General features: G+C 62.5%; 13 protein-coding genes. 1 reads left to right on the top strand and 12 read right to left on the bottom strand.

Annotation, left to right across the window (positions count from 1 at the left end; all coding sequences use genetic code 11):
• Nucleotides 1-20: 20 nt before the first annotated feature.
• The 7 genes from ridA to aaeX form a co-directional block, all read right to left on the bottom strand.
• Nucleotides 21-407, bottom strand: coding sequence for a 2-iminobutanoate/2-iminopropanoate deaminase (gene ridA, locus ACEQFP_RS06535; protein ID WP_005289852.1), 387 nt, complete (start codon nt 405-407; stop codon nt 21-23).
• Between the two features lie 175 nt (nt 408-582).
• Nucleotides 583-1,044: an aspartate carbamoyltransferase regulatory subunit gene (gene pyrI / locus ACEQFP_RS06540; RefSeq protein ID WP_005289849.1), complete on the bottom strand. Its 462-nt coding sequence runs from the start codon at nt 1,042-1,044 to the stop codon at nt 583-585.
• A 12-nt stretch (nt 1,045-1,056) separates the two neighbouring features.
• Nucleotides 1,057-1,992, bottom strand: coding sequence for an aspartate carbamoyltransferase (gene pyrB / locus ACEQFP_RS06545; RefSeq protein WP_396464051.1), 936 nt, complete (start codon nt 1,990-1,992; stop codon nt 1,057-1,059).
• Between the two features lie 101 nt (nt 1,993-2,093).
• Nucleotides 2,094-2,219, bottom strand: coding sequence for a hypothetical protein (locus ACEQFP_RS06550; RefSeq protein WP_396464052.1), 126 nt, complete (start codon nt 2,217-2,219; stop codon nt 2,094-2,096).
• A 118-nt stretch (nt 2,220-2,337) separates the two neighbouring features.
• The gene (gene aaeB, locus ACEQFP_RS06555) at nt 2,338-4,272 is read right to left on the bottom strand and encodes a p-hydroxybenzoic acid efflux pump subunit AaeB (protein WP_097364320.1); all 1,935 of its coding nucleotides are present in this window, start codon (nt 4,270-4,272) and stop codon (nt 2,338-2,340) included.
• Nucleotides 4,273-4,289: 17 nt separating this feature from the next.
• Nucleotides 4,290-5,201: a p-hydroxybenzoic acid efflux pump subunit AaeA gene (gene aaeA, locus ACEQFP_RS06560; RefSeq protein WP_172953321.1), complete on the bottom strand. Its 912-nt coding sequence runs from the start codon at nt 5,199-5,201 to the stop codon at nt 4,290-4,292.
• 22 nt (nt 5,202-5,223) lie between these two features.
• Nucleotides 5,224-5,427: a p-hydroxybenzoic acid efflux pump operon protein AaeX gene (aaeX, locus tag ACEQFP_RS06565; protein ID WP_005289842.1), complete on the bottom strand. Its 204-nt coding sequence runs from the start codon at nt 5,425-5,427 to the stop codon at nt 5,224-5,226.
• Nucleotides 5,428-5,710: 283 nt separating this feature from the next.
• Between aaeX and aaeR the strand changes: the two genes are divergently transcribed.
• Nucleotides 5,711-6,631 carry an HTH-type transcriptional activator AaeR gene (gene aaeR / locus ACEQFP_RS06570; RefSeq protein WP_005289839.1) on the top strand — a complete coding sequence of 307 codons (921 nt, stop codon included), beginning with the start codon at nt 5,711-5,713 and terminating at the stop codon, nt 6,629-6,631.
• 52 nt (nt 6,632-6,683) lie between these two features.
• Here aaeR and tldD read toward each other — a convergent pair whose 3' ends face one another.
• The 5 genes from tldD to ACEQFP_RS06595 are packed head-to-tail and all read right to left on the bottom strand — an operon-like array spanning nt 6,684 to nt 14,881.
• Nucleotides 6,684-8,129 (bottom strand): metalloprotease TldD, encoded by a 1,446-nt coding sequence (gene tldD / locus ACEQFP_RS06575; protein ID WP_005289837.1) that lies wholly within the window; start codon nt 8,127-8,129, stop codon nt 6,684-6,686.
• Nucleotides 8,130-8,135: 6 nt separating this feature from the next.
• The gene (gene nit1 / locus ACEQFP_RS06580) at nt 8,136-8,978 is read right to left on the bottom strand and encodes a deaminated glutathione amidase (RefSeq protein WP_068870416.1); all 843 of its coding nucleotides are present in this window, start codon (nt 8,976-8,978) and stop codon (nt 8,136-8,138) included.
• Nucleotides 8,975-12,769 carry an AsmA2 domain-containing protein YhdP gene (gene yhdP / locus ACEQFP_RS06585; protein WP_369115452.1) on the bottom strand — a complete coding sequence of 1,265 codons (3,795 nt, stop codon included), beginning with the start codon at nt 12,767-12,769 and terminating at the stop codon, nt 8,975-8,977. Before yhdP ends, nit1 begins: the two co-directional genes overlap by 4 nt.
• A gap of 59 nt (nt 12,770-12,828) precedes the next feature.
• Nucleotides 12,829-14,298 carry a ribonuclease G gene (gene rng, locus ACEQFP_RS06590; RefSeq protein ID WP_005289829.1) on the bottom strand — a complete coding sequence of 490 codons (1,470 nt, stop codon included), beginning with the start codon at nt 14,296-14,298 and terminating at the stop codon, nt 12,829-12,831.
• Nucleotides 14,288-14,881: a nucleoside triphosphate pyrophosphatase gene (locus ACEQFP_RS06595; protein WP_005289828.1), complete on the bottom strand. Its 594-nt coding sequence runs from the start codon at nt 14,879-14,881 to the stop codon at nt 14,288-14,290. The genes rng and ACEQFP_RS06595 overlap by 11 nt, the downstream gene beginning before the upstream one ends.
• Nucleotides 14,882-14,891: the final 10 nt, after the last annotated feature.

The raw sequence follows: 14,891 nt of genomic DNA on the forward strand, positions 1-14,891 counted from the left end.
GAATGGGCTGACCGACGTCATCAGCGACGCAGCGCGATGGCTTCGATTTCGATCTTCACATCTTTCGGCAGACGAGCCACTTCGACGCAAGAACGGGCCGGGAACGGGGCGTTATGCTCCTTGAAGAACGCTTCATAGGTGGCATTCACCGTCGCAAAGTCATTCAGATCCTTGACGAATACCGTCGTCTTCACGATGTTGGCCACGCTCAGGCCAGCGGCTTCGACGATCGCCTTGACGTTCTCCAGCGACTGGCGCGCTTGGGCAGCGACATCGTCCGCGACCAGGCCAGTTTTCGGATCGACCGGGATCTGACCGGAGGTGATGACCATGTTGCCCAGATCAACGCCCTGAACATAGGGTCCAATGGCGGCCGGCGCGTGCTCAGTGCTGATAATACCAGACATATCTGCTCCTTAGGGATGATGGATGGGCCGTTACCGAGGGACTCCGGTAACCGCCCCCATTATAGGGAGTCCGCCCCCATCCTCTCAATGACGCAGGTCGTCATTTTTCCCCTGCATCTCCCACGATGGGCATCGCGCCCACCCGCGACGCACATCGTATGGCGGAAGAGGCGCTTTACTGCTCCATCACCGCGTGGTGCTCGAACTCTTTCTCGCAATACTTGCACTTGAGCAACACCTCGCCGTCGCGGGCGCGCACGCTGAAGCTGGAGTGTACCGGCTCGCTGCGGCTGATGCAGTTGCTGTTCGGGCAGCTCAACACCTCATCGATACGCTCCGGCAGGCTCGGTACCATCTTGCGCACCACCTCATAGTTTTCGATGCAGTTGACGGTGGCACGTGGCGCGTAGATCGCCAGCTGGTTGACCTGGGCCTCGGTGAGGAACACGTTCTCGATCTTGATCAGATCCTTGCTCCCCTGGGCATTGGAGGGCAGGTTCAGGCCGATGGTGACACGCTGGTCGGTCTCGGTCAGTTTAAACAGGGTCAACAGCTTAAAGCCGATGCGGGCCGGGATATGGTCAATGACGGTGCCGCAGTTAATCGCTTCAACTTGTAGTTTATTGTCGTGAGTCATCTCATCTCTCCCTTAGAAATTCAGTTCGGCATTCAGGATCAGGGCCAGCAACGCCTGGCGGGCAAAGATACCGTTGCCTGCCTGCTGGAAGTAGTAAGCGTAGGGGGTGGTGTCGACATCGGTAGTGATCTCGTCGATACGCGGCAGCGGATGCAACACCTTCAGGTTGTCGCGTGCCGACTCCAGCATAGCGGCGCGCAGGATGAACTGCGACTTGACGTTAGCGTACTCCGAAGGGTCCAGACGCTCTTTCTGCACGCGGGTCATGTACAGGATATCCAGCTGCGGCATCACCTCTTCGATGGTTTCATGCAGACTGTAAGTGATGCCCTTCTCCTCCAGCATCGCCAGAATATAGTCCGGCATCGCCAGCGCCTGCGGGGCGATGAAGAAGAAGCGATTACCCTCGAACTTAGCCAGCGCCTGGGTCAGTGAATGCACGGTACGGCCATACTTCAGGTCGCCGACCATGGCGATGCTGATGTTGTTCAACCGTCCCTGCGTCTCCTGAATGGTAAACAGATCCAGCAGCGTCTGGGTCGGATGCTGGTTGGCACCATCACCGGCGTTAACCACCGGAATGCGGCCACAGAACTCCGTCGCCAGGCGCGCGGCCCCCTCCTGCGGGTGACGCATCACGATGGCATCCACATAGTTCCCGATCACCGAGATGGTATCCGCCAGCGTCTCCCCCTTCTTGCCCAGCGAGGTGTTGCTGCTATCGGCGAAGCCCACCACCGAGGCGCCGAGGCGATGCATCGCGGTCTCGAAAGAGAGACGAGTACGCGTCGAGGCTTCGAAGAACAGGCTGGCGATCACCTTGTGGCGCAGTAGTTCCGGCTGCGGCTCGGCCTTCAGGCGGGCGGCGGTCGCCAGCACCAGCTCCAGTTCACTGCGGCTCAGATCGTTGATGGAGATAATATCTTTTAGATACAAGGGATTGGCCATTCTTTACTCTCCTATTCAGGCGCCGGCGTCACGCGGCGCTGGCAGACTGTTCACTCGGGTTAATTTTTCGCCTTGCCGTCTTACGGGCAAAAAAAAACCCCTCAAATGAGGGGTTTTCCACGATCGAGAATGCGACGGGAGAAAAACGGCTGGTGGCTGCCCGGGTTGGGCAGGTGCTGCGGCCGCATCACGACCGACAAACCACGGTGACCGATACTGTTTTTCATGCTCTCTCCCGGCAAATTGTCCGGCATTATACTCAGCGACCGCCGCACCGCAAGCACAAAATGTAGGGAGATTTGATGCGGCGCAAACGGTTTTCTGCTTAAACAAGCGCCATCTTGCCTAATTCAGCAACACCGCGCGATAGCGATGCAACACGCGCTGTAGCTGCCGCAGTGGCTGGATCTGGGCGGCCTCACGCCCGGCGGCATCCCACGCCTCGGCATAGGCCGCTAAGTGCCGAACCACCTGGCGCAGGGCCAGCGCGCGGCGTATCGCTGACGAGGCGCTCAGCCCAACGGCGGCCTGGCGTAGTGCCTGCAAGCGCGCGCTATCACAGGGTAGCGCCGCCTGGTGCAGGCTTTGGCGCAACACGATCAGCGTCAAGGCGAGGCGATAACGGGCGATATCCTCGGGAAACAGCGTTAAGACCATCGCCAACTGACGATATAACGCAGGCAACAGATTGCCGCGAGTGCCCTTCGCACCCAGCGTCGCCAGCGCGGCACATAGCAGGCGACGTTGCACCATCCGCCCGGTATGTACACGCGAGTGATCGCGTACCAGCAGCAAGACCAGCCACGCCAGCGCACAGCCGATCACCTGACCGAGGGCGTTGTCGAGAAAGCTCTGTAGCGGAAAATGCATCGGGTTGCTTAACACCAGGATGTTGAGCGTCGACGCCAGGGTTCCCAGCGAACCGAGACGGCGCTTCTGCACCTCCATCCCACAGAGAAAGGTCAGCGTCCCGAGGCTCAGGCATAGCAGCATCAGGCTCTGCTCGGTGGCGGGCAAGATCAGCAGGTAATACAGGGCGCCGATAGGCAACGCCAGCAACGCCCCCAGCAAGAAGTCGATCGCCGCCATACGCGGGTTCGGCGTACGCACGGCCAACGACGTGACGACCGCGATCATGATCATACAGCCACTGCCGGCCTGCCAGCCGCTCCATAGCCAGAACAGCGTCCCCAGCGTGGTAGCCAGCCAGGTACGCACCCCGTTGATCAACGCATGGCGCCCCACGCTGGTGCGCAGCGGGCGCCCTGGCGCGCCCTGACGCAGCAGCGCCGCCTCCTGTTGGCCGATGGGCACCGCGCTCACGACGCCCTTACTCAGCCACTGTAACTGGCTGGCGGCGGCGATCCAGGCGATCAACGCCGGGGAGACGCGGCTACCGCCATACGCCGCCAAGAGACGACGCAGCCGCTTCAAACGCTGATACGCCTCGGCCGGGGTGGTCAGTGGAACACTGATCAACGCCTGAAAGCAGCTGGGCAGCGGCTGCCGCTCGCGCTGTAGGCAGATCTCACACGCCCGCGTGATCAGACTCAGGGTCAGGGTATGCAGATGCGTCAGGCGGCGGCAGGTTGCCTGCCAACGTAGCGACTCCAAGGCCAGGCTCGCTCGCATCCCCTCCAACGCCTGGCCCTCACGCATCAGGGTATGCCAGTGGCGATCGAGCGCCGCGCGATCGTCGTTCACCACACAACGCTGCAGGAGTTGCCAGTGGTTCAGCAATAGCCCGCCGACCACCCGATCCACCTCGCCCTTGACCGAGCGTGGTGCCAGCAGGGTATCCGCCAATATGGCACAGACGATACCCAACACGATCTCGCCGCAACGCTCCAACGCCAATTGCAGAATAAACTGCGGCTCGGTGAGGCAGGAGATCACGATGATCAGCGTCGTGTAGCCGGAGAGTCCCCAGGCGTAGGCGTTCTCGATGCGCACCAGCGACGACAGCCAGGTACACACCCCGGCCCATAGGCAGCACAGCAGCAGCATCAGCAACGGCGCGCGGATGAAGATCATCATCAACAGCAGCGCACACAGGCAGCCAATCAGGGTGCCGATGATGCGCAGCCAACCACGATAGCGGATGGCGCCGGCGAAGGGCTCCCCGCCAGCGGCGAAGGCGGGACCGGCGGCGACCAAGGCGGCGGTCAAGGCCGACCAGCGGGGCGTAGAGAGCCCGAAGGCGAAGCCGAGCAATAAGGCCATCAGGATCGCCAGCGTCAGTTTGCAGGCGAAACGCAGGCGGATCGAAAGTGGATGCATCCGGTCGTTCCCCTCGCTTAACCCAGCTCTCGCAGGCGCTGTAGCAGATGGCGCAACGGCGCTGGCGTCACCTCACTGCGACCGATCACCACCGTCGCGGTGGTGCCGGCCGGATAAGGATGAGCCTGGGCCGCCGCATCCAGCCGAATGCGTACCGGTACCCGCTGCGCCAGGCGCACCCACTCAAGGTTGGAGTCTACCGCCGCCAATCCCTTGCGCCCCGGCGTCGCGCTGCTGTCATTGACCCCGGCCGAGATGCTGTCCACCGTTCCATGCAGGACGCGATCGCTGCCCAACGGCGTGATCGCCGCCGCCTCACCACGCTGTACTCCGGCCAGCTTAGTCTCCTCCATATAGGCCAAGACATAGAAACTGTGCTGCTTGATCAGCGCCACGGCGTTCGCGCCGCGCTGGATAAACTCGCCACCGTGGACTTGGAGGTTCGTCACCCAACCGTCGGCGGGGGCCCGTACCACGCTACGCTCGACATCGAGTTGAGCCAATGTGCGTGTCGCCTGCGCTCGCGCCAGTTGTTGACGCGCCGCCGCCAGGGCGCTGTCGGCCTGATCGATCGCCTCTTGGGCCACCAGACGATTACCCAGCGCGCGCCGCCGTTGCGCCTCGCGTTGCAGCTCCGAGAGTCGATCCTGGTAATAGCGTTCGTCGGCCTCGGCCTGTGCCAACGCCGCGCGATAGCGCCGATCATCGATGCGAAACAGCACCGTCCCCTGCGCCACGTGCTGGTTATCCTGCACCGAGACCGCCTCCACCAATCCACTGACATCGGGGGCGATGGCGACCACATCGGCGCTGAAACGTGCGTCGCGCGTCCAGGGCGAGGTGGTATAAAATCCCCAGGCACGCATCACCGCCCAGGCCGCCAGTAACACCAGCAGCAGGGTGATGGCGACCGACATCAGACGGTTCATCCACGGTTTCACACAGCCCCCTTCAAATAAATAACCCACTCACGCAATAAAATAGGCCGGCATACAGCGCGCAATTAAACAACGCCGGATGCCAGATCCACTGATACACCCCACAGGCTAATAACAGCCGGCGTAACAGCCAAAACAGCGGCAACGCCGCCAACAGCACGCAAAAGGCGGGGGGAAACGAGAGCCCCCAGAGCACCATCACGGGAAGCGTTCCCATGCATCATCCTTACTCAACGATAACGGCCCACGCGACACGGGTGAGCGGAGAGAAACGGCAGAGGTCGCGCGCTGAACGCGCGCATCGAATCGGCGGCGCCGCCATTGACGGCACCGAGAGATGTTAGCCTAATGTGTCAGTGGGATATATAATCTGTGACGCAAATCACTTTTCACTTGAGATAAACAATCTCGTGATCTACTTCGCACTATGACCCTATAAGCGGTTATAAAACCAACTGTTCTGGCGGACGACGGCGAACACCATTAAGACAGGATGAAGAATGGAACGATTGAAAGGCATGGCGATCTTCGCCAAGGTCGTCGAGTGCGGCTCCTTCACCGGCGCGGCGACCCAACTGGCGATGAGCGTCTCTTCCATCAGTCAAAGCGTCAGTAAGCTGGAGCAGGCGCTGCAAATCCGCCTGCTGAATCGCAGCACCCGACGTATCAGCCTGACCGAGGCCGGACGCATCTACTACCAAGGCTGTCGTAAGATGCTGCAAGAGGCGCAGGAGGTGCATGAGCAGTTGTACGCCTACAACAACACCCCCAGCGGCACCTTGCGCATCGGCAGTTCGGCCACCATGGCACAGAAGGTGTTGGCACCGATCAGCGCCCGCATGCTGGCTGCCTATCCGGGGTTAGCCGTCAACCTGGTCACCGGTGTTCCGGCTCCCGATCTGGTCGCCGACGGTTTGGATCTGGTGATCCGCGCCGGTGAGTTGCAAGACTCCAGCCTCTTCTGCCGCTCCCTCGGTGCCATGCCGATGGTGATCTGTGCGGCCAAGAGCTATCTGCAGCAGCATGGAACGCCGCACCATCCGGCCGAGCTGGTCAACTACAGCTGGCTCGATTTTAGCGGCCAACCCGCTAACGATCTGACCCTGATCACGCCGGAAGGGCACACCCTGCGCCCGATGCCCGTTGGTCGCTTTCACACCAACGATGCCCAGACGCTGCTGAGCTGGCTACACGCCGGCGCCGGAATCGCCTACCTGCCGCTGATGTGGGTCATCGATGCGGTACGGCGCAAACAGGTGGAGATCTTGTTTCCCCACTACCAATCCACGCCGCGTCCGGTCTATGCCCTGTATGCCCATAAGTCGCCGTTACCGCTCAAGGTGCGCCTCTGCCTGGAGTACTTAAGCGATTACTTCACCCAGATGGCAGAGACCTTCCGCGACTCGCGTCAGGCCAAATAAGCGGGGCCGGCAATGCCGGCCCCGCTTGAGATCAATGCACAACGTCAAGCCCTTAAGCGGTGCCACCGACGGTCATCGCATCCAGCTTCAGGGTCGGTTGGCCGACGCCGACTGGCACGCTCTGCCCCTCTTTGCCGCACACGCCGACCCCCTTATCCAGCGCCAGATCGTTGCCGACCATCGAGATCTGCTGCATCGCCTCGATACCGGAGCCGATCAGGGTCGCCCCCTTCACCGGATGGGTGATGCGCCCCTTCTCGATCAGATAGGCCTCTGAGGTGGAGAAGACAAACTTGCCAGAGGTGATATCGACCTGACCACCGGCAAAGTTGGGGGCGTACAAGCCATACTCGACGCTCTCGATGATCGCCTGCGGCGTGCTCTCGCCCGCCAGCATATAGGTGTTGGTCATACGCGGCATCGGCAGATGGGCATAGGACTCGCGACGGCCGTTGCCGGTCGGCGCCATGCCCATCAGACGGGCGTTGAGCTTATCCTGCATGTAGCCGCGTAAGATACCCTTTTCGATCAGTACGTTATACTGACCCGGTACCCCCTCGTCGTCCACCGCCAGGGAGCCGCGGCGCCCCTCCAGGGTGCCGTCATCCACCACGGTGCACAGCGGCGAAGCCACCTGTTGCCCCAGCTGGCCGCTGAAGACGGAGGTGCCACGCCGATTGAAGTCCCCCTCCAACCCGTGACCGACCGCCTCATGCAGCAAGACACCCGGCCAGCCGGCGCCCAGCACCACCGGCATGGTGCCCGCCGGCGCCGCCACGGCGTGCAGGTTAACCAGCGCCATGCGCACCGCCTCGCGGGCATAGGCCTCGGCGCGGACCTCACCGTCGCTCGAGGCGAGGAAGTAGTCATAACCGCAACGGGCGCCACCGCCGCAACTGCCCCGCTCACGGCGCCCCTCCTGCTCCACCAGCACACTGACGGAGAGGCGCACCAGCGGACGGACATCGGCCGCCAGAGTGCCGTCGTTGGCGGCGACCAGCACCAGCTCATACACTCCGGTCAGGCTGGCGTTGACCTCCTGCACGCGGGCATCTTCCGCCCGCGCCACGCGGTCCACCAATGCCAGCAGGGCGATCTTCTCCTCACGCGGCAGGCTATCCAGCGGGTCGTGCATGGCATAACGCGCCACCGCCTCCAGCCCCCCCAGGGTGTGCGCCCGACCATCCCCCTGCTCACGCACGATGCTGCGCGCGGCATGGGCACTCTGGGTCAACGCCTGCAGCGTGATCTGATCGGCATAGGCAAACCCGGTCTTCTCACCGTGGATCGCCCGTACCCCGACCCCCTGATCGATGTGATAGGAGCCATCCTTGATGATGCGATCTTCCAGCACCCAGGATTCGTGCACGCTGGATTGAAAGTAGAGATCGGCATAGTCCAGGCGACGTTCGCCCAGTTGCCCTAATACGTTATAGAGATCCTGATGATTCAGGTTGTTGGCAGCCAGTAACTGCTCACTGACAAACGTCAGACTCATGGTGTTTTACCCTTGATGAAGGTGGATCAGCTCAGGCTGGAATCGGTTATGTTGCGCCAGCGGCATCTGCTGCCGCAGCGCCGCGAGCGAGTCGGTATTCACTTTAATCTTCAGCGGACGCACCGCATCGGCGTTTTGCTGGAGCACGCTGCCCCAGCCATCCACCGCCATGCTGTGGCCCCAGGTGCGTCGCGTGGCGCCGTGGCTGCCGACCTGGGCCGGCGCCAGAATATAGCACTGGTTCTCGATCGCCCTCGCGCGCAACAACACCTCCCAGTGCGCCTCACCGGTCACGCGGGTGAAGGCGGCGGGCAGCGAGATCAGCTCGGCCCCCTGCGCGCGTAGCGCCTGGAACAGGCCAGGAAAGCGCAGATCGTAGCAGATGGCCATCCCCAAGCGGCCGACCGGTGTATCGACCACCGTCAACTGCTCGCCATGGCGATAGATATCGGATTCGCGATAATGGTGATGGCTATCGCGCACATCGACATCGAACATATGCAGCTTATCATAGCGGGCGCGGAGCGCCCCCGTGTCGTCAAACAGCAGACTGCTGGAGGTGATACCGCCATGACGATCGGCGGCAAGCAACGGCATCGACCCGACCAACAGCCAGACCCCATAGCGGCGCGCTAAATCGCGCACCGCCTGTTGAAGCGGCCCGTCCCCCTCGCGTTCGGCATGCTGGCGGTAACCGGCGGCATCGCTAAACAACAGCGCATTCTCCGGGGTCAACACCAGCTTAATCGCGCCATTCAGCTGCTTGAGCTGCTGCTCGATCTGTGCCAGGTTGTCGCGACTGTTTTCACCGCTACACAGTTGCAATAAGGCGACGTTGGCATTCCTCATGGAGCCTTCTCCTTCTTCGGCTGACGTAACACTTCATGGATCGTCGGGCTGTCTAGCCCGCCGCTTATGTTGTAGCGTATCAGCGATATCTTATTCCACAATGGCGCCAGCACTTTTGAGGCGGCAAAGACCGCGGCCCCCACCACCGGGTTGACGGCGAAGGCGGTGGCCACGCCAACCGTCGCCGAGAGCTCTGGCGCGATCACCGCCTGCATATCGATACGACGCCGGACCAGATCGACCGAGCCACTCATCGCCACATCGGCGGACAGGCCATCGACCACCAGGTCGTCGGTAGACATCACGCCGTCGCGCAGGGTGGCGCTGCCCTTGATACCATCGAAGTAGAAGCCGGCGCCGAAGGTATCGCGGAAATCCAGCCGCAGCTTGCGCAGCAAGGCGTCGAAACTCACCAGACGCAGCAACTGCCCGGCGTGTCCGGTGTCCACGCTCTCGATCACCCCCTTACCCAGGCTGGTGCGGAGCGTACCGTTCAAGGTCGCGATACGCGGCTGCCACGGTGTCCCCTGCCAATTAAGATCGAATTGCCCCTTAAACGGCGCCTGTTGCAACGGCAGCGTCAGGCCGAAGAAGTCGGCGCTATCCGTCAGATTGGCCCCCTTGAAGGCGCCCGTCAGCCCGCTCTGGCTTTGTCCCGCCTGCTGCTGCCAACGCCCGTTCAGCGTGAGGCGTAGATTGCCGTTGTCGAGTAAACCATCGCTAAGGAGCAGGGTGTCGCCGGCGACACGCAGATCGGCCTCGACCCGTCCCAGGCTCTGGCCCATAAACCAACAGGCGTGGCAGCGTAGCTGCATCGCCGGCCAGTCGGCGAAGAGCGGGGCCGCCCGATTGTCGCTGGCGAAGGAGGCCTCGCTACGGGCGGTCGTCAGGCCCAAGGCATCCGGCTGCGGGTTGTAGTAGAGAAAGTCGAACGCCGCCGTCAGCCGTTTATTCGCCAGCGTCGCGCTGGCGCGGATCTCCTGACCGTCGACGCGAAACTGCGTCGTCTCGCCTTGACGATCGAGACGCAACTGCAACTGGTTCCACGCCTGCCCGGCCAGTTGCAACTGTGGGGTGGTCAGGGTTAATCGGGCCGGTAAACGTAGCACGCTGTGGCTATCCAGCTGACCGGCGAGCGGCGCGGCCAAGAGGGCCAACCATTCGGCGCCATTCAGTGCCGGCAAGTGCAGTCGAGCCTCACCGGGCACCAGCGTCGGCGCTACACCACGTTGCCGCTCCCAACTCAGGCTCTCCAGCGCCGCCCCCACCGCCGCGAGCTGCACCCGCGCGGCGAAGCGATCGTCGCGCCCCAGACTGCCGTCGAGGAGGAAGTCATCCATGCCACCGTCGACGTTTACCTTCAGGATCTGCGGCGCACCAGCCGCTTTATTCAGCGGCGCCGGCAGTGTGCTGCCTACCGCCCCCAGATTGGCGTCGATCGCCACCTGATAACGGCTGGCGCCGCGATCCGGCAGGGTGATCGCCACGTTGCCTTGCCAGGGCGCGCTCCCCTGCAGGCGACTCGCCAGCCCCGTCGGTAACCAAGGCAGCCGAGCCGGCAACCAATCCCCTTGCAGATCCACCGCCACCTGATACTGCTTGGGCTGCGGCGTGGTCGCGAATTGCACACTGAGCGGTTGGCCCAGCCACTGCGCGCTCAAGGTGTCGCTCTGCAAGCGATCGTCATCGAAACGGAAGCGCCCACTAACCGCCTGCATCGTGCTGCCCAGCGGCTTGATAAACAAGCTGTTGTTACGCAGCCGCACCTCACCACTGGCGTGGGTGACGCCACCATCGAGCGGGATCGCCAACCGCAGATTACCGCTGACATCGCCGCCAACCTGCAACTCGCCCAGCGTCGCGCCAACCGAGCCCTTCAGCGGCGATTGCATAAAGTAGTCATGCACGGCCTTGCCGCTACCGGCGACATCGGCGTTGATCAGCAGCCGCTCCTCGCCATAGCGTGGAATGTCGGCGTGAATGTTGCTGCCACGCGCCGCGCCAAGATGGGCCGAGGGCGCGAACATCCATAGCCCGTCGTTGAGGAAGTCGAGATCGATGGTCAGATCGGTCAACGGGGCCCAGTCCGGCTGGAAACGGAAGGTCGCCTGGCGCAGCGGTACATATACCTGGAACTGCCCCTCGTGGTGCGCATAGGGGAACTGCTGTGGATCGCCGTCATACAGCAAGGTGGCGTTGTCGACCTGCCCCCCCTCCAGTGCCGCGCTCAGGTAATCGGTCAACTCCGTCCCCATCAACGGCTCGGGGAAGTAGCGCCACGCCTGGCGCGCGTCCGTCAGGCGAATGCCCGCCAGGATGCTGAGCAGTGGCCGCCCCGTCGTCGGTTGCTGGTAGCGGAAGCCACCGTGCGTCCAGAGCGCCCGCGCCTGCACGTCGAGATCTTGGCCGCTCAGCGTCCAACCCGCGTCGTCACGCTGGAAACGCACCTCCCCCGTCGCCTGCGCCACCGCCAGCGGCGCACGAAACAGGGCGGCATAGGGCAGCGTGCTATCGTTCAGCGTGAAGCGCAGACGGGCATCTTGCCCGCTGCCACGCAGCGAACCGCTGAAATGGTCGATGCCAGGCAGCAGCTGCCAAGGTTGCCAACTGAGATCGTGCCAATCGGCCAGCACCCGGCTACGCGCTGGCTGACGCAGCGGAATGTCCAGCCCCAGGCGAGTGATCGTCCCCCGTGGCTGTAGCGCCTGCAGCGGTTGCATCAACGCCGGCGAGAGGAGATTGAGGGTCGATAGCAACGGCGTGATACGGGCCAGCTGTAGATCGGTGGCGCGCAGCCGCAGCTCATCCCCCTCATCCTGGGCACGCGGCGGCAGGTAGAGCAGGCTCAGACTCCCCGCCGGCCAAGATTGGCCATCCGTCGCCAGATTCAGGCGCGGGACATCCAGGCGCCAGCCGTCCTGATAACGCGCGGCACGCAGCGTCAGATCATCGACGGTCAAACGGTGGCGCTGGCCGGACGCTTGCCAGTCAGCCTGACCGTCACGCAGGCGGATCTGCGCCGCCTGCATCTCGCCCTTGTGGATGGTCAGCCAGGCATCTAAGCTGAAGTCGGCGCCGCTCACCCCGGTATTACGGTTGACCCAACGGCTCAGCCAGGGGGTAAGGTCGATCTGCTGCGCCTGTAGGTAGAGTTCGCCATCGCTGAGCAAGCCGTTCTTATCACGCAGATCCATGCGGACCTGGAGGGTGCCATGCTGTCCCTGTGGGGTGGTAAAACTCACCTCCCCCTCGGCACGATGACGATCCGGGCTGTTCAGCCAGGTCAGTTGCGGAATGGTCAGTTGCAGTTGGGTGCCCGAGGGCGAGGGGAAACTCAGGCGACTGTCGCGCAGGGTAAAGTGATCGAACTGGCGCAGGAAGATGTCGCTCAGCTCATCGCCTTGCAATCCCCCACCGCCTTGTTCGCGCGCCAACGGACGATCGGTGGCCGCCTGGAGCTGGTAAAAGGTGAGATCGCGGAACTGAAGCCGGGCATGTAGCAGCGATTGCCAGACGTCCAGCGCCAGGGTCACACGCCGCACCTTGAGTTGCCCCGCGCCGCCACTCATCGCCAGATCGCGCACCTCCAGGGTCGGCCCGAAGGATTGCCAACTGGCCTGTAATGCGCCGATGGTCGCGGATGTGCCGGTCAACTCACTGAGTTGCTCGGCGATCTGTGGACGCACCCGATCGAGATGGGGCAGCAGTAAGCGCAGCCCACTCACCAGCAGAGCGACCAATACAATCAGGGTCGCCAGCGTTACCAACAGGTAACCGGGCAGTCGCCTCACAGCGTTCTCCTATCCTTCCAACCCATCCTATGGGGTCATTCCCCTGAGCCGGTACCGCGTTACATCATCACCACATCAAACTGCTCTTGGCTATAGAGCGGCTCGATCTGTACCTTAACCTGCTTCCCGACGAAGAGCTCCACCTCGGCCAAGGCGTGAGACTCTTCGCTCTTCAGCGCCTCGCCCACCGCCGGCGAGGCGTAGACCAAGAAGCGATCGCTGTCGTAGGCGTGATGCACGCGCACGATCTCGCGCAACACCTCATAGCATACCGTCTCCACCGTCTTCACCGTACCGCGACCGTGGCAGGTCGGACACTCACCACACAGCACATGCTCGATGCTCTCACGGGTGCGTTTACGCGTCATCTCTACCAAGCCTAGCTGCGAAAAACCGTTGATGCTGGTTTTCGCCCGATCTTTGCTTAGGGCTTGCTCCAGAGAGTGCAGCACCCGCCGACGATGATCCTCGCTGTTCATATCGATAAAGTCGATGATGATGATCCCGCCCAGGTTGCGCAAGCGCAACTGGCGGGCGATGGCTTGCGTCGCCTCGACGTTGGTGTTGAAAATCGTTTCATCCAGGTTGCGGTGGCCGACGAAGGCGCCGGTGTTGATGTCGATGGTGGTCATCGCCTCGGTCTGATCGATGATCAGATAACCGCCGGACTTCAGCTCCACCCGCCGCTCCAACGCCCGTTGGATCTCGTTCTCCACGTCATACATGTCGAAGATGGGCTGCTTGCCACTGTACAGATCGAGGCAGGGCGTGATCTCCGGCATGTACTCCTGGGTGAAGTCTTGCAGCAGATCGTAGGTCAGGCGCGAGTCGACCCGAATACGATCCAGCGAGGCCCCGGCGAAGTCGCGCAGCACCCGTTGCGCCAGCGCCAACTCGCCGTACAACATGCACTTGCTCTGGTTACGCCGCTTGCGCTCCATCACCTTGATCCAGAGGCGCTTGAGGAAGGCGGCATCCTGCGCCAACTCCTCGTCATCCGCCCCTTCGGCGGCGGTACGGATGATAAAGCCGCCCAGCTCGTCACAGTGGGGGGCGACGATGGCCTTCAGCCGCTCGCGCTCCGCTTCGCTCTCGATTCGCTGCGAGACGCCGACATGGCTGGCGCCCGGCATAAACACCAGGTAGCGCGATGGCAGGGTGATGTCGGTGGTCAGGCGCGCGCCCTTGGTACCGAGCGGATCCTTCACCACCTGCACCATCAGATCCTGCCCCTGACGCACCAGCTCGGCGATATCGCGCACGTGAAAGTTCTTCTGCTCATCACCGGCGACACACTCGGTGTGCGGCATAATGTCGGAGGCATGCAGAAAGGCCGCCTTCTCCAGACCAATATCTACAAAGGCCGCCTGCATACCGGGCAGCACCCGGCTCACACGCCCTTTGTATATATTGCCGACAATACCGCGCTTCGCCTCGCGTTCGATGTGGATCTCTTGCAAGATGCCGCCATCGATATAGGCCACCCGGGTCTCCGATGGTGTAACGTTAACCAATAATTCAGTCGTCATGCTCTTTCTTCTCCTCCCTTAACGCCATAAAGCGTGCCAGCAGTTCACGGGTCTCCACCAACGGTAGCCCCATCACGGCGTGATAGCTGCCGTTGATCGCCCGCACGAAGCAGCCGCCTTTACCCTGGATGCCATAGGCACCCGCCTTATCCAGCGGCTCACCACTGGCCACGTAGGCGGCGATCTCTGCCTCGCTCAACGGGCAGAAGGTCACCTCGGTGACCACGTAGTCGTCCAGACAATGATGCCGGTCGGCCAAAGCCAGCGCGGTGATCACCTGATGGCTGCGCCCTGCGAGGCGGCGCAACATCTCGGTGGCCTGAGCCGGGCTCGCCGGCTTCTCCAATACCGCCCCATCGAGCAGCACGATGGTATCGGCGCCCAATACCGGGCGATCCTGTGGGGCGACGTCCACCCCGGCCTGCGCCTTGTCGCGTGCCAGACGGCGGACATAGGCCAGCGGCGTCTCATCCGGCTGACGCCGCTCCTCTACCGCACAACTCAGACGCGCGAACGGAATCGCCATCAGCGTCAACAACTCACGCCGCCGGGGCGAGCCCGAGGCCAGATAGATCTCACACATACGCTTTCGA

Source organism: Edwardsiella sp. A.80236, from assembly GCF_044540725.1.
In the GTDB taxonomy this organism is placed as follows: Bacteria; Pseudomonadota; Gammaproteobacteria; order Enterobacterales; family Enterobacteriaceae; genus Edwardsiella; species Edwardsiella tarda.

Coding starts and splice junctions, on each gene's coding strand:
- ridA (WP_005289852.1), bottom strand. CDS start 407: ATGTCTGGTATTATCAGCACTGAGCACGCGCCGGCCGCCATTGGACCC.
- pyrI (WP_005289849.1), bottom strand. CDS start 1,044: ATGACTCACGACAATAAACTACAAGTTGAAGCGATTAACTGCGGCACC.
- pyrB (WP_396464051.1), bottom strand. CDS start 1,992: ATGGCCAATCCCTTGTATCTAAAAGATATTATCTCCATCAACGATCTG.
- ACEQFP_RS06550 (WP_396464052.1), bottom strand. CDS start 2,219: ATGAAAAACAGTATCGGTCACCGTGGTTTGTCGGTCGTGATGCGGCCG.
- aaeB (WP_097364320.1), bottom strand. CDS start 4,272: ATGCATCCACTTTCGATCCGCCTGCGTTTCGCCTGCAAACTGACGCTG.
- aaeA (WP_172953321.1), bottom strand. CDS start 5,201: ATGAACCGTCTGATGTCGGTCGCCATCACCCTGCTGCTGGTGTTACTG.
- aaeX (WP_005289842.1), bottom strand. CDS start 5,427: ATGGGAACGCTTCCCGTGATGGTGCTCTGGGGGCTCTCGTTTCCCCCC.
- aaeR (WP_005289839.1), top strand. CDS start 5,711: ATGGAACGATTGAAAGGCATGGCGATCTTCGCCAAGGTCGTCGAGTGC.
- tldD (WP_005289837.1), bottom strand. CDS start 8,129: ATGAGTCTGACGTTTGTCAGTGAGCAGTTACTGGCTGCCAACAACCTG.
- nit1 (WP_068870416.1), bottom strand. CDS start 8,978: ATGAGGAATGCCAACGTCGCCTTATTGCAACTGTGTAGCGGTGAAAAC.
- rng (WP_005289829.1), bottom strand. CDS start 14,298: ATGACGACTGAATTATTGGTTAACGTTACACCATCGGAGACCCGGGTG.
- ACEQFP_RS06595 (WP_005289828.1), bottom strand. CDS start 14,881: ATGTGTGAGATCTATCTGGCCTCGGGCTCGCCCCGGCGGCGTGAGTTG.